The sequence below is a fragment of the Streptomyces sp. NPDC048106 genome (genome assembly GCF_040706415.1).
Taxonomy (GTDB): Bacteria; Actinomycetota; Actinomycetes; order Streptomycetales; family Streptomycetaceae; genus Streptomyces.
Genome location: NZ_JBEZND010000003.1, coordinates 97,278 through 110,762 on the forward strand (window position 1 = coordinate 97,278; position 13,485 = coordinate 110,762).

12 protein-coding genes are annotated in these 13,485 nt (G+C 73.6%); 5 read left to right on the forward strand and 7 right to left on the reverse strand.

Translation table 11 applies throughout. From position 1 onward, the window contains the following. Positions 1-7: 7 nt before the first annotated feature. Positions 8-1,045, forward strand: coding sequence for a C-terminal binding protein (locus tag AB0927_RS03670; RefSeq protein WP_366665855.1), 1,038 nt, complete (start codon positions 8-10; stop codon positions 1,043-1,045). Between the two features lie 53 nt (positions 1,046-1,098). Here AB0927_RS03670 and AB0927_RS03675 read toward each other — a convergent pair whose 3' ends face one another. The 7 genes from AB0927_RS03675 to AB0927_RS03705 form a co-directional block, all read right to left on the reverse strand. Continuing rightward, entirely contained in the window at positions 1,099-2,217 is a 1,119-nt protein-coding gene (locus tag AB0927_RS03675; RefSeq protein ID WP_366665856.1) for a GNAT family N-acetyltransferase, read from the reverse strand. Positions 2,218-2,279: 62 nt separating this feature from the next. Beyond that, the gene (locus AB0927_RS03680; protein ID WP_366665857.1) at positions 2,280-3,443 is read right to left on the reverse strand and encodes an aminotransferase class I/II-fold pyridoxal phosphate-dependent enzyme; all 1,164 of its coding nucleotides are present in this window, start codon (positions 3,441-3,443) and stop codon (positions 2,280-2,282) included. Then, positions 3,443-4,432: an agmatinase gene (gene speB / locus AB0927_RS03685; protein ID WP_366665858.1), complete on the reverse strand. Its 990-nt coding sequence runs from the start codon at positions 4,430-4,432 to the stop codon at positions 3,443-3,445. Before speB ends, AB0927_RS03680 begins: the two co-directional genes overlap by 1 nt. After that, positions 4,429-5,451 carry a methyltransferase domain-containing protein gene (locus AB0927_RS03690; protein WP_366665859.1) on the reverse strand — a complete coding sequence of 341 codons (1,023 nt, stop codon included), beginning with the start codon at positions 5,449-5,451 and terminating at the stop codon, positions 4,429-4,431. The genes speB and AB0927_RS03690 overlap by 4 nt, the downstream gene beginning before the upstream one ends. A 64-nt stretch (positions 5,452-5,515) precedes the next feature. Continuing rightward, a complete protein-coding gene (locus AB0927_RS03695; RefSeq protein ID WP_366665860.1) occupies positions 5,516-6,943 on the reverse strand; it encodes a 4-hydroxyphenylacetate 3-hydroxylase N-terminal domain-containing protein in 1,428 nt (475 codons plus the stop codon). An 86-nt stretch (positions 6,944-7,029) separates the two neighbouring features. Next, positions 7,030-8,259 carry a hypothetical protein gene (locus AB0927_RS03700; protein ID WP_366665861.1) on the reverse strand — a complete coding sequence of 410 codons (1,230 nt, stop codon included), beginning with the start codon at positions 8,257-8,259 and terminating at the stop codon, positions 7,030-7,032. Positions 8,260-8,350: 91 nt separating this feature from the next. Beyond that, positions 8,351-9,358, reverse strand: coding sequence for an NAD(P)-dependent oxidoreductase (locus AB0927_RS03705; protein WP_366665862.1), 1,008 nt, complete (start codon positions 9,356-9,358; stop codon positions 8,351-8,353). Between the two features lie 380 nt (positions 9,359-9,738). On the opposite strand from AB0927_RS03705, the gene AB0927_RS03710 reads away from it, so the two are divergent. Genes AB0927_RS03710 through AB0927_RS03725 form a run of 4 tightly spaced genes read left to right on the forward strand, consistent with a single transcriptional unit; the run spans position 9,739 to position 13,421 of the window. Then, entirely contained in the window at positions 9,739-10,893 is a 1,155-nt protein-coding gene (locus AB0927_RS03710; RefSeq protein WP_366665863.1) for a GNAT family N-acetyltransferase, read from the forward strand. After that, positions 10,890-11,864, forward strand: coding sequence for an ABC transporter ATP-binding protein (locus AB0927_RS03715; protein WP_366665864.1), 975 nt, complete (start codon positions 10,890-10,892; stop codon positions 11,862-11,864). The genes AB0927_RS03710 and AB0927_RS03715 overlap by 4 nt, the downstream gene beginning before the upstream one ends. Beyond that, positions 11,861-12,649 (forward strand): ABC transporter permease, encoded by a 789-nt coding sequence (locus AB0927_RS03720; protein ID WP_366665865.1) that lies wholly within the window; start codon positions 11,861-11,863, stop codon positions 12,647-12,649. Before AB0927_RS03715 ends, AB0927_RS03720 begins: the two co-directional genes overlap by 4 nt. Next, the gene (locus AB0927_RS03725) at positions 12,636-13,421 is read left to right on the forward strand and encodes an ABC transporter permease (protein ID WP_366665866.1); all 786 of its coding nucleotides are present in this window, start codon (positions 12,636-12,638) and stop codon (positions 13,419-13,421) included. Before AB0927_RS03720 ends, AB0927_RS03725 begins: the two co-directional genes overlap by 14 nt. Positions 13,422-13,485 lie beyond the last annotated feature (64 nt).

Consider the following 13,485-nt stretch of genomic DNA (forward strand, 5'->3'; position numbering starts at 1 on the left):
AACCGCTGTGACCCGATCCCGCGTGCTCTACACCGACCCGCCGTGGCTGGTCGAGGACGGACGCCCCGACCCCGCGCTGGCCACGGTGGAGCGCGGCGTCCTCGGCCCGGACGTGGAGCTGGTCTTCGGACCGCACGACGGCACGAAGTACCTGACCGCCGGCCCGGAGATGCTGGAGCGGGCGGCCGGGGCCGACGTCCTCGTGGTCTACCGCACCCAGGTCACCGAGGAGTTGCTCGACGCGGCGGGCAAGGGGCTGCGGGTGGTGGTCCGCCAGGGCGTGGGCGTCGACAACCTCAACGCCGCCCTGCTGGCGGACCGCGGGCTGCCCGCCTACAACGTGCCCGACTACTGCGTGGACGAGGTCTCGACGCACACGGCGGCGCTGGCCCTCGCCCTGGAGCGGCAGGTGGTGCCGCAGCACCGGACGCTGGTGGGCGGCACCTTCGACATCTACGCGGGCGGCATACCGCACCGCACCAACCGCCGCACCCTCGGCATCGTGGGCTTCGGCCGGATCGGCCGGGCGGTCGTGCGGCGGCTGGGCGCCTTCTACGGCCGGGTCCTGGTGTACGACCCGTACGTGGGCCGCGATCTCGCCGAGGGCTACGGCGCGCTCGCCGCCGACACCCTGGAGGAGCTGCTGGCCCAGTCCGACCTGGTCACCCTGCACTGCCCGCTGACGCCGCGGACGGACGGGCTCATGGACGAGGCGGCGCTGCGCCGCATGAAGCCCGGCGCCTACCTGGTCAACGCCGCCCGGGGCAGGCTGGTGGATCCGCGGGGGCTGCACCGGGCGCTGGCGGAGGGCTGGATCGCCGGGGCCGCACTGGACGTCTTCTCGCCCGAGAACCCGCACCAGGACCCCCGCTGGCACCCGGTCCTCGCGCATCCCTCGGTGGTCGTGACGAGCCACCGGGCGTTCCTGTCCGAGGAGGCCGAGGCGAGCAGCCGGCGCCGGGTCGCCGAACTGGTCGGCGCCGCCCTGGAGGGGCGCACGGAGGGGCTGGTCGGCAGGGTGACGGCGCCGGGTTCCGGAAGCTGACCCGTCAGTCGTGCCGGGACCCGCTCAACGGGCCCGGCACGACGGCCGGTTCGTCACCGCGTCCACGGATGCCGCCAGTCGCCGGGGTCCACGGCGCTCCCGTGGTCCCGCTGCCAGGAGCTGAGGTCGACGGGGGCCGGGCGGGGCGTGTCGGCGGGGTCGTCGGCGAGCGCCACGGTCCACAGCGGAACCAGCCGGGCACCGCGTTTGACCTTCGCGGAATAGGCGCCGATGCCCAGGTGGAGGGCGGTCAGGCCGCGTTCGCTCATGTAGTCGACGGGCAGGTAGTAGCAGAGGCCGTAGTACTCGTAGGCGCCGCTCAGCGCCGCGTAGTCGAAGCCGGCGGCGCGGGCGTAGAGCGTGCCGCGCCACTCGTACATGACGCAGACGCCGACCAGCCGGCCGCCGCGCCGGGCGGTGAACACCACGGAGCGGTGGTCCAGGGTGGCCGCCTGGTCGGCGAAGGCGCGGTGGATCTCCGCCTCGCTGGTCGCATGGCCGTACTTGGCCTGGAGGTTGACCAGCAGCGGCACGGCCTCGTCCAGGCACTCGCCGAGCCGCTGCCGGCCCAGCTCGTACCCGGCGGCGAGGAAGCGGGCGTACTCGCCCTTCAGGCGGATCCGGCGGCGGCTGACCAGGGTGGCGCAGTACTCCTCGAAGCCCAGCCCCCCGGTGTGCAGGGTGGCGTCGCCGCAGTCGAAGTCGACGGCGGCCCCGCGCCGGTGCAGGGCCGTCGCCGTGCGGTTGGTGGCGAACAGGAACAGCGAGCCGGTGCGGGACGGGGGGCTCAGTCTCGCGCGCGCGTCCAGCAGCAGGTCGAGGACGGCGTCGTCGTACTCCGCCGCCCTCGGTATCCCGCAGCTGTACCCGCGGTGCGACCCCGCGACCCCCCACTCCCCGCCCGCGCCCATCTGGTCCAGGCGCGGCTGCCGGGCGTAGAACTTGTTGTGCTCGTGCTCGATCTCGTACAGCGGCAGCCCGCCCACCAGCCGGTCGCCCGCGTACGCGAGGAGGTAGGTGACCGGCGCACCGCTCTCGCGTTCCACCGCGCGCAGCCAGTCGTGGGACAGGTAGAAGCCCTCGGGTTCGGCGAGGGCGTCCCAGTCCTCGGCGGCCACCTTGTCCAGGGTGGTCGCGGTTTCCAGTCGAAGACCGCTCGGGGTGTGGTGCATCGCGTCATCCGCCTCAGCTGCACGGGGTCGGTCGGAGCAAACGGGAGGGACACGGCCGCCGGTCAGCGGTGCGCGCGCACCGCGTCCACCAGGAGGCGGGCGGCCCGGACCACGTCCGGTCCGGAGCGGGCCAGCGCCAGCCGGACCTGGCGCACGCCGTCCTCCGGCCGGTCCCAGTGGAAGGGGCCGCAGGGCAGGACGTGGGTGCCCCGCCGCACCAGGTCGTCGTAGAGGGCGGCGGCGTCCGGGCCGTCGTCGGGCAGGGTCACCCGGGCCACGCTGATCCGGGCCTCGGGGTCGGTGAGGGTCACCGGGCCGCCGTCGAGGACCTCGGCCAGGGCGCGCCGGTTGCGGGCGATCAGGTCGTGCAGTTCGGCGTAGCCGCCGCGCCCGGCGTCCTGGGCGAACCGGGTGAGCATCAGCAGCACGAGCGGCGACACGGACAGCAGCACGTCGCTGAAGTACTCCAGCAGCGGCAGGTCGGTGTTCTCGCCCCAGGCCAGGAAGCCCGCCTTCAGCTCCAGGGTGGGCCAGAGCTTGCCGGTGTCCTCGATGACCACCCACTGCGCGCCGGACTCCTCCAGGATCGCGTAGGTGTCGTACTGCGCCCGCTCGTCCTGCGCGCGGAAGCAGGTGTCCATGGCCAGCACCCGGCCGGTGCGGGCGCAGAACGCGGCGAGGCGGCGCAGCCCGTCCTCGGCCAGCACCCAGCCGGTCGGGTTGTTGGGCGTGGTCACGAACACCGCGCCTACCGCGTCGGGCAGTTCGGGCTCCCCGCCCGCCAACTCGGCCTCGGTCAGCGGCAGCAGCGTCAGGCCGCGGCCCTTGAGCAGGTCCGGGATGTTGTCGAAGGTCGGGTGCACCAGGGCGATGGTGTCGGTGCGGTGCGCGAGCGCGCGGGCCGTAATGTCCATCGCGACGGACGAGGAGTAGCAGCTGACCAGCCGGCCGGTGCCGACGGGTGCCCGGTGCTGGCCGATGCCGTGCAGGAACGCCTGCTGGGCCTCGGCCTCGATCTCCTCGAACACGCGCTTCTCGGCCTCGTCGAACAGCGCGGGCAGGCTGTCCACGATGGCCCGCTGCGAGGCGGTGAGCGGCATCCGGGGATGCCCGTCGGACACGTTGAGGCCGCCGATCAGCGCGTCGGTCTCCATGGAGGTCAGATTCCGCCGGTCCGGCTCGGGGCCGGCCTGGGTGCGTGCGGTGACGCCGGTCGTGGTGGACATCAGTGTTCCTCCCCCGTCTCGGCCGCCCGCGTCCGGCCGGAGCGCAGCGCGACCTGTCCCAGCAGTTCGAATGCGACCACGGACGCGGCGTGGCTGGTGATGTCCGCGTGGTCGTACGGCGGCGCGACCTCGACGATGTCCAGGCCCCGGTAGTTCAGCGGGCCCAGCGCCCGGATGTAGCGCAGCGTCTGATAGGAGGTCGGCCCGCCCACCTCGGGCGTGCCGGTGCCCGGCGCGTACGCCGGGTCGATGAAGTCGATGTCGAAGGAGACCATGACGGGGCGGTCGCCGACCCGCTCGCGCACCCTGCGCCCGAACTCCTCGGGCGTGAGCTCCGCCAGTTCGTCCCAGCCGATGACGTCGTAGCCGAGCGCCTTGCCCGAGTCGACGTCGTCGGGGTGCACGGAGCCGCGCATGCCGACCTGGACGCTGGTGTGGGGATCGACCACGCCCTCCTCCACGCCGCGCCGGAACATCGTGCCGTGGAAGTGCTTGACGCCGTAGTAGTCGTCGAGGACGTCCCCGTGGGCGTCGAAGTGGACGACGCTCACCGGGCCGAGGTGGCGGGCCATGGCGCGCATCTCCGCCATCACCAGGCTGTGGTCACCGCCGAGGAGCAGCGGCACGATGCCCCGCTCGTACAGCGGGGCGAGGAACTCCTCCAGCCGCTCCAGGGTCAGCTCGTGGTAGCCGGGGACGACGGGCGCGTCGCCCGCGTCGACCATCGACAGGGCCCTGGTGACGTCCACTCCGGTGGCCGGGTTGTGGTCGCGCAGCAGGATGCTGGCCGCGCGGATCGCCTCCGGCCCGAAGCGGGCGCCGGACCGGTAGGAGACCGCCGAGTCGGTGGGCACGCCGACGACCGCCACGTCGACGCGGCCCTCGGCGGCCAGCGGGTCGTCCACCCAGGGCAGCCGCATGAAGGTGCGCGGGCCGGACGCGATGCGCGGTTTGGTCATGCTGTCCCGCGGGCGGTAGTGCTCGCTCACGCGTCGGCCTTCCGCAGCAGCCAGCCGACGCAGAAGCCGGTGGAGTCCATGGCCGGGTCGGTGGTGTCGTAGGCGTCGACGCGCAGCCCGCAGTCGGCGAACAGCTTCTCCCACCACTGCCTGGTCTCCAGGCGCTGGCTGGTGAAGGGGTGCATCAGCAGATAGGCGTTGTAGTAGGCCTGCGCCAGCGGCTGGGACATCGCCTCGCGGTCGGCGGACTTCAGGTCGATGTCGACGATGGCCAGGGTCAGGTCGGGCGACTCGGCGAACAGCTTGGTGAGCATGCGGCGCACGCCCTCCTCGCCCTCCTGCCCCAGCACCTCGTGGATCACGAAGGCGTAGACGGCGAGGTCGGGCTTGTCCTCGGTGTTCTCGATCCACCGCACCGCGTCGACCTGCTCGATGGTCACCCGGTCCGCGGTGGGCTGGCCCGCCACCCAGGCGCGCGCGGCGGCGGCGCCGTCGGCGTCGGGCTCGATGCCGACGGCCGTCATCTCCGGGTAGTCCGCGCACAGTTCGGTCAGGTAGACGCCGCTGCCGCAGCCGAGGTCCACCAGGCGCCGATAGTCGCGCCCGTCCTCGGCGAGCAGCTTGCGCAGCAGCGGCAGGGAGTCGTGCATGCTGATGCCGCAGCTACCGCTGCCGACGTAGCCGCCGCGCCGGGGGGCGGGGCCGGTGCCTTCGGCCAGGTGGTCGCCGAGCGCCAGGAACGTCTGGCCGTAGCCGCCGACCATCATCTCGTACCAGGGGCGCGCCTGTTCGTAGGTGCGGGCGAGGTCGGTGAGGGTGAGCACGCCGTCCACGGAGCGGTCGAGGAGCCCGGCGGCGACCCAGTAGTCGGCCATCGCGGTCAGGCGTGCCCGGTCGAGCTTCCTGGTGGTGACCAGGGCGTCGACGGTGGTGCCGGCGGCGAACTCGTCCTGGAGGCCGGACTGCTGGAGGGTGAAGATCATGGTGCTCAGGACGTAGCCCCTGAACGGCTCAAGGGCGCGTACGAGGTGGGACTCGCGAATGGGCATGGGGTATCCAATCGGTGTCGGTACGTACACGTGACAGCGCCGGCCGGCGCCGGGACTCAGGGACTCAGTCGCCGAGACCGTTCAGCACGGGGCTGTCGACGGTGCGGCCGGCTGCGAAGAGGTCGTGGAACTTGGCCTGGAATGCCTCGGGCGGGCCGAGGAAGAGCCGCTCGTAGAGGACTTGGCGGGTGCCGAAGCGGTTCATGGTGAGGTCGGCGGCGGCCCGCAGCAGCCTGCCGTGCGCCAGGCCGTCGACGCCGGCTCCGGCGAAGTAGGTCTGCATGAAGGCGTGGCTGGCCGCTTCGGGGTCCTCGTCGGCGGTGACGGGGTGCATCACCAGGCCGCTGCTGGCGATCGCCTGGAGCAGCTCGATCGCGCGGGGGTAGAGCCGGGCGTTGAGCATCCCGGACGCGGCGAGGGGCACCGGTTCGCAGACGTGCGCGCCGAACCCGTCGGGCCCGGCGCCGGTCTCGGCGGAGACGACGAGGCCGCGCAACGTCTCGACGATGCCCGCGAGTTCGCCGAGCTGCTGGCGCGCGAGCGGCTGCCGGTCGCGGCCGCCGGCCCGCGCGCACCTGGCGGCCAGGTCGTACACGGTCTCCGCCTTCACCCAGGCGCGGACCGCGGACTGGTGCCAGGCGTAGGAGGTCATGCCGGTGCCGGGGCGCAGGTTGTTGGCGGCGGCCACGTCGCCGTGGATGAAGACGCGGTCCCAGGGGACGAGGACGTCGTCGAAGTGGCAGACGGCGTCCAGTTCGTCGAAGCGGCCCGCGAGCGGCCCGTCCCCGGCGGGGGCGGAGGCGTAGGAGGGCCGGGAGTAGAGGGTGAGTCCGGGCGTGGCGACGGGGATGGCGAAGCACAGGGCCTGGTCGGTCTCGGACTCGCCGAGCGGGCGGAACGGGTAGACCACCAGGTCGTCGGCGAACGGGGAGAGCGTCGCCAGCATCTTGGCGCCGCGTACGACCACTCCCTCGTCGGTGGTGCGGATCGCGCGCAGCGCCTGCACCTCGCCGTCGGGGCCGGGGCCGAGGTGGCGGTCGGCGGGCGGGTCGCTGATGGCGTGGGTGAGCAGGAGGTTGGCGGCGCGCGCGTGCCGCCAGTAGGCGCGGACGTTGTCGGCGTGGGGGCCGAAGTGGTCGGCGGCGCCGGCCCAGGCGGTGAGGACGGTGGCGACGAAGTCGGGGCTGCGGCCCATCAGTCCGCCGCTGAGCCGGGCGATCCGCGCGAAGGCCCGGCCCCGCGCGCGCACCTCGTCCGCCGAGTGCGCCAGGGAGTAGGCGAGGGGGTACCCGTCGGGTCCGGTCAGCTCGCCGTCCGGGCGGTGCTCGTCGAGCAGTTCCGCGAGGAAGGCGGCCATGCCCTCGGTCCTCGGGTCGTGGGCCAGGTCGGCGACCGGCCGGCCCGCGAGGTACACCCGCCGGCCGTCGGCGAGGCCGGACAGGTACGAGGTGCCGGTCCGACTTCCGTTCGGCGGTGCGGTGCTGGTGGCCATGCGTTCTCCAAGCTCCGGGCTGGTGGACGGGGGGTGTCGGGGGCGTGGGGGCGCCGGGCGGGGCGGGCGTGGTGGGGGCCGGTGGGTCAGGCGCCACACCACGCGGCGGTGGCCGCGGTCCGCACGTCGGCGGCCAGGACGTCCGGGTCGGTGTGCCACAGCAGCACCGAGACGCCGAGGGCTCCCGAGGTGCCGGTGTGGGTGCGCCGGGCGGCCTCTCTGACGTGCACGAGCCGCTTGCTCGTGGTCTCGGGGGTGTGCCGGTACCGCTCGCCCGGCATGACGGGGATCCACACCCAGGCGGCCTCGGTGCCCGTGGGGTGCGGCCGCGGCAGGGGAAGGTCCGCCTGGAGGGCGAGGTTGGCCTCCTCCAGGTTCAACCCGGCGTGCAGCCGGGCCAGTTCGGAGACCAGGGCACCGGGGGCGCGCCCGGCGACCTCCACGACGACCAGTTCGTCCTCGCGGTTGACGGCGAACTCGGTGTGCACGACGAAGGCCCCCTCGCCGCCGAGGGCGGCGACCACGGCCTGGTTCAGCTCATGCGCGCGCCGGTCCAGTCGGCTGTCGTACGGGACGGTCCAGCCGCCGAGCCGACGGCCGTCGGGCAGGTCGAGCAGCGGGCCGAGATAGGTGCCGGTCTGGACGGGGGTGAGCACGCCGTCGCGGACCAGGCCGTTGACGTGGTGGAAGGTGCCGTCGAGGAACTCCTCGATCTGCCAGCCCTGTTCGCCCTGGTGGGCGGCGAGCCAGTCCCGCAGTCCGGCCTGGTCGCGCAGGATGGCGACGCCGCGGGAGTTGGCCTCCCGCCGGGGCTTGGCGACGGCCGGCAGGCCGATGGTCCCGGTGACCAGGGCGGTGCCGGCCTCTGGTTCCGGCACCCCGTCCGTGAGGGCGAGGAAGCGCGGCACCCGCACGCCCGCCGCGGCGAGGCGCTCCTTCATCAGGACCTTGTCGATGTAGTGCGCGGGCCGGTCCGGGTGCCGGGCGGGCAGGCCGAACTCGGCGCGCAGCGCGGCGCAGGTGATGAGGCAGTACTCGTCGTTGGTGACGATCTGCACCGGCCGGTCCCCGGCGAGGCGCCGGATCTCGGTGGCCCAGGTGTCGCGCGGCGCGCGGTGCACGGCGGGGGTGGCGCCCGGGGCGTCCTCGCGCATCACCGCGTCGGCCTCGGCGTCGGTGAGGACGACGCTCTCCCAGTGCGCCGGGTCGAAGGTGGCCGCCGGGTCGGTGGTGAGCGGCTGCCGGGAGTGCAGGAGCACCGCCAGGGGGCGCGGTGCGGGCGCCGAGGTCGGACGGGGGGCGGGGGAACTGGTCATGATCGGCCTGTCCTGTCGGCGCCGGTGCGGGTGGTGGCGGTGGGAGTACGGGTGGGGGTGGCGGTGGTGGGGGTGTGAGCGCGGGTGCCGGTCATGACCGGCCCGGCGTCAGGGTGCCGCGTACGGCGGCTCGGGCGCGGGCCGCGCTCGTCGGCGGTACGACGCCGGGGACGGGAGCGCCGGGAGCGGCCAGCGCCGCCCAGATCGCGGCGAAGTCGTCGGCGAACGCCACGTCGCTGGCGCGGCTGCGCCACGCCACGTGCGGGGAGAGCCGTACGCCGGGCAGCCGGCGCAGCGGGTGTCCGGTCGGCAGTGGTTCCGGGTCGGTGACGTCCAGGGTGGCGGACAGCCGCCCCGCCGCGCAGAGTTCGGCGAGCGCGTCCTGGTCGACGATGGCCGCGCGGGAGATGTTGACGAGGTGCAGCCCCGGGCGGGCCCGGCCGAGCGCGGCCCGGTCGAACAGGTGCCGGGTGCCGGCGGTCAGGGGCAGCGCCACCACCAGGTGGTCGGCGTCCAGGGCCCGGCCGAGGTCGGAGGTCTGGTCGATGCGGGAGCCGGGCTCGGGGCTGCGCCGCAGCACGGTCACCGAGGCGCCGAGCGAGTCGAACACGGTGGCGAGGCGCTGTCCCACGGCCCCCCATCCGGCGACGGTGACCTCGGCGCCCCACAGCCCGGCGCCGCCGCCGGTGCTGGCCCCGGCGGGGACCGGCGGGGCGTCCGCGGCCGGTGCCGAGCGGGTGTCCCGCTCCTGCCAGGGTGCCCCGCGCCGCCATTCGTGGGTCAGCACGGCGTGCAGGGCGTACTCGGCGAGCGGCGCCGCGTAGCAGCGCCAGCTACGGGTGAGGAGGGTGTCGGCGGGCCAGTCGGCGAGGTCGATGAAGTCGGCGCCGGCGGAGGTGAGGTGGGCCCAGGACCAGCGGGCGGAGCGGAGGACCGCGGCGCGCCGGGCCTCGGACAGTTCGTGCGGGGCCATCAGCAGGACCCCGTCGTGCTCCGGGGCCTCCTGCCAGGGGCGGAGTTCGACCGAGGGGCCGAATGCCGCCCGCAGTCGCGGGAGGGAAAGCCGCAGGAGTTCTTCGGTGAGCGCCGTATGGACCACCGGCCCGACGGTGCTTGCAGACGTGCAGTCGCCGTCGATGATTCCCCCTAAGCCTATGGACCTGTCAAGACGCACGAGCTTCGGCCGTTATCCCTTGGGAGTTAAGCATCCCCGTTCGGCCGAGGCAAGCAATTACTTCGCCGCGTCGATTCACAGGAACTTCGCATTGGTTGCCGAAGGACCCCGATGACGTTTCGGGCCATTGGTACATACCGGGGTCGTGTGACCTGGGTCACTGCGGCGTATCGTCGGCGCCTGGCTAATATGAAGTTCTGTCGGGGGACGGTACTCCTTTCCTCTGCGCCGGGTTTCCCTCTGACGAGGCGAAATCCGTGATGGGTTCCTCGCAATGAACCATGTCGAGCGGAAGGGGGTGCGCCTTGCCGGTCACGGTCGAGGTGCGTGCCGTACCGTCCCTGACGGAGATCCCGGCGGCCGAGTGGGACGCCCTGGCCGCGCCCGGGGGGCTGTACGCGTCGCACGCGTGGCTCGCCTCGGTCGAGCGCGAGCCCGGATCCGGCGTCGAGTACCTCCTGGCCGGCTCCCCCGACCGGCTCGCCTGCGCCCTCCCGGTGTACGACGTGGAGGTCGAGCACAACCCGTACTACGCACCCCGGCGCCATCTCGACCTGCTGGGCCTGGACGGCAGTTGGGACCTCGCGGGCGCCCGCCGGGGGTACCGGTACGACCTGCCCGCCGCCCCGGACACGGGCCCGGAGCTGGACGCCCTCCTCGCCGCGGCACTCGAGCGGGCCGCGGCCCGCGGCCGGCGCGGCCTGCTGTTCCCGTTCGCCACGAGCCGCACCGCCCGGCTGCTGTGGGAGCGCGGCGCGGCGGTCGCCATGGACGGCGCCGACGCCTCGGTGGTCACCGACGGCGCGCCCTTCGAGGAATACCTGCGAAAACTCAGCAGTAAACGGAGGATCGCGGTCCGTCACGAGTTCTCTACGTTCCGTGCAGCCGGGTACGAACTGGGCCTGGAAAAGCTGGAGGACTGTTACGCCGAGGCCGCGCCGTTACTGGGGCAGATCCAGCGGAAATACGGCCACGAGGCGCATGACGAGGGAATGCGGGGATATCTCGCCGGACAGGTCGAAGCGCTCGGGAAATATTCCAGGGTCTTCACCGCGCGCCGCTCCGGACGGCTCGTCGGTTTCTCGCTCATGTATGAATTCGGCGAGACGCTCTACGCGCGCGCGGTAGGTTTCGACTACGCGGAGACCGGGAAAGCCTTCGAATACTACGCGCTCTGCTACTACCTGCCCATCGAATACATGCACCGACAGGGCCTGAGGGCGCTCCACCTCGGAATGGAGACCTACCAGGCGAAGCTGGCGCGCGGCGCCCGGCTCGGTCCGCTGTGGTCGGTCGCGCTGCCGGTGCCGTCCTCACCCCTTCCCGGCAGACCGCCGGCGGACACCTCCGAGTGGCTGGGCCGGTTCGGGCGGCGGGCGCTGCCCGAGGAGGAGTGGCAGCAGCCGTGGGCCGCCCCCTGGGAGCCGCCCGGCACCGGCCCGCGGGAGGGGGACCGGTGACGCCGCCCGCCCTGCTCTTGGACGGCGTCGGCCGTGACTACGTGGACAAGAAGAAGGTCGTCACCGCGCTGTCGGAGGTGTCCTTCACGGTCGGCCGCGGGGAGATCGTCGGGCTGCTGGGCGTCAACGGCGCGGGGAAGACCACGCTGTTGCGCATCATCGCCACCCTGCTGACCGCGACGAGGGGCCGGGTCCTGGTCGACGGCGTCGACGTGGCGGCCGACCCCCGATCGGTCCGCACGCGCCTGTCCGTGGTCTTCGGCGGCGACCGCGGGCTCTACCCGAGGCTGTCCGCCCTCGACAACGCCATGCTCTTCGGCTCCCTGTCCGGCCTGCCCGCCAAGTCCCTCGCCCCCACGGCGCGCGACGCGCTCGCCTCCGTCGGACTGCTCGACGTGGCGGACCGCTCGGTCGGCGCGTTCAGCAAGGGCATGAGGCAGCGGCTGCACCTCGCGGTCGGCCTGATGGCCCGCCCGGCACTGATGATGCTCGACGAGCCCACCGTGGGCCTGGACCCGCTGGAGACCGAACGGCTGCGCTCCGTCGTGGCCAAGCTGCCCGAGGAGGGCGTCGGCGTCCTGCTCACCAGCCACAACCTCCAGGACATCGAACGGCTGGCGTCCCGGGTGGTGATCCTGCGCGGCGGGACCGTCAGCCACGACCTGCCGCTCGCCGACTTGCTGGAGCAGAGCGGTGCCGCCACCACCGTCGTGGTCCTGTCCGACGCCCCCTGCCCGGTGGCGGCGGACGCGGACGACGGCCTCGGCATCCGGACCCTGTCCAGCGAGCGCGCCGCCGAAGCGGCCCTGTGGCGCACCCAGTTCGAGGTCGCCGAGTGGAGCGCGGAATCGCTGCGCGAGCTGTCCCGGCTGTGGCCCCCGGGCACGATCAGGGACGTACGCGTCCAACCGGTCGGTCTTGAGCAGGTGTTCAGCCGCCTCGCGGGACCCCGGCACGGGGAGGACGGATGACGACGGCGTCCGGACCCCGCGCCCTGCTGTCCGTGCTGCGGCACACCATGGTCTTCCAGCTCCGCCAGCAGCACATCCTCAGCGCCGTGATCCCCGGCTGCGTGGTGCCGGCGGCGCTGTGCCTGGCCACCCTGCTCGCCCGCGGCCCCCACTCCATGCTGACGGCCCGTCAGATCGAGCTGGGCTGCGGTGTGCTGGCGTTGTGGAGCTGCGCCATCTGGCAGACCGGTCTGATCCTGCGCGAGGAGCTGGCGCAGGGCACCCTGCCCGGCATCCTCACCCGGCGCACCGGCCTCGGCACGGTGCTGTTCGGCAAGACGCTCGGCACGGCCCTGCGCTGCGCCCTGCTGATCGCGCTGACCATCGGCTGCGTCGGCCTGCTCACGGGCGAGCCGCTGCGCATCGCGCACCCGGGCACCTTCGTCCTGGCCGCCCTCGCCACCTTCGCCTCGGCCCTGGTGCTGGGCGCGCTGCTGAGCTGCCTGTTCCTGCTCACCCCCGCCGCCATGCGGATCGCGGAGGCGCTGGTCTACCCGATGTCGCTGCTCGGCGGCATGATCGTACCGATCCGGCTGCTGCCCGTCTGGCTGCGGCACGTGCCCGACGTGATCTCGCTGCGCTGGGCCACCGAGGCGCTCACCGCCGCCGCGGAGGGCCGCGCGCAGAGCGTCACCGCGTGGGTCTGCCTGGGGGCCACCACGGGCGGCTACGCGCTGCTGGCCCGCTGGGCGTTCCGCACGGTGCTGCACCGGGCGAGGGAGCGAGGCACCCTTGCGCTGTCCTGAACGCCTGCGCGGACTGACGGTCGTCGCCGGGGCGGCCCGCCGCGACTACCTCGCCGTGTACGGGGTGAAGACCCTCGTCGGCTCCACCGTGCCCCGGTGCGTGCTCCAGCCCCTGTTCCTCGCCTACCTCGGCTATCTCGCGGGCGGCGTGCAAGGGCGGCGGTTCGCGATCATCGGGGCCTGTGTGCACGTCCTGTCGCTCGCCGCGGTCGTCAAGGCGGCCGACACCATGACCGAGGACGGGGCCGCCGGCACCCTGTACCGGGTGCGCATCAGCCGGCCGGGGCTGTCCCTCGTCCATCTGACCCGGTGCTGGATCTACGTGGTGGAGGCGGTGGCCTCGGCGCTGGTGGCGGTGGTCGGCGTGTGCGCCTTCTTCCAGGAGTGGCGGCTGATGGGCGCGCTGCTCCAGGGCTCCGGCCTGTTCGTCCTCACCGCGCTCAGCGCCACCGCGTTCGGCCTGGCCGTCGCCGCGGTCGCCGCCCTGCACCCCGCCTCCCCCGTCCTGACCAACCTCGCGGTGTACGCGCTGCTCGTGCTGTGCGGCATCATCGCGCCGACCGACCGGCTGGTCGCGCCCGTGCGCGCTCTGGCGCAACTTCTGCCCCTCACCCACGGCGCCCAGTCGCTGCGCGCCCTGGCCGACGGCCGGCCCTGGGCGGCGCAGGCGGCCCTGGAGGCGCTGGTCGGCGCCGCCTGGCTGGTCGCCGGGCTGTCGCTGCTGCGCCGCAACGACCGCAGGGCGCGCCGCCTCGCCACGGACGGCGGCTGACCCCGCGGGCCCCGGCGCCGCCCCCGATCCCCACGCCGGCCCCAGCCCCGCGCCGAACCCGACT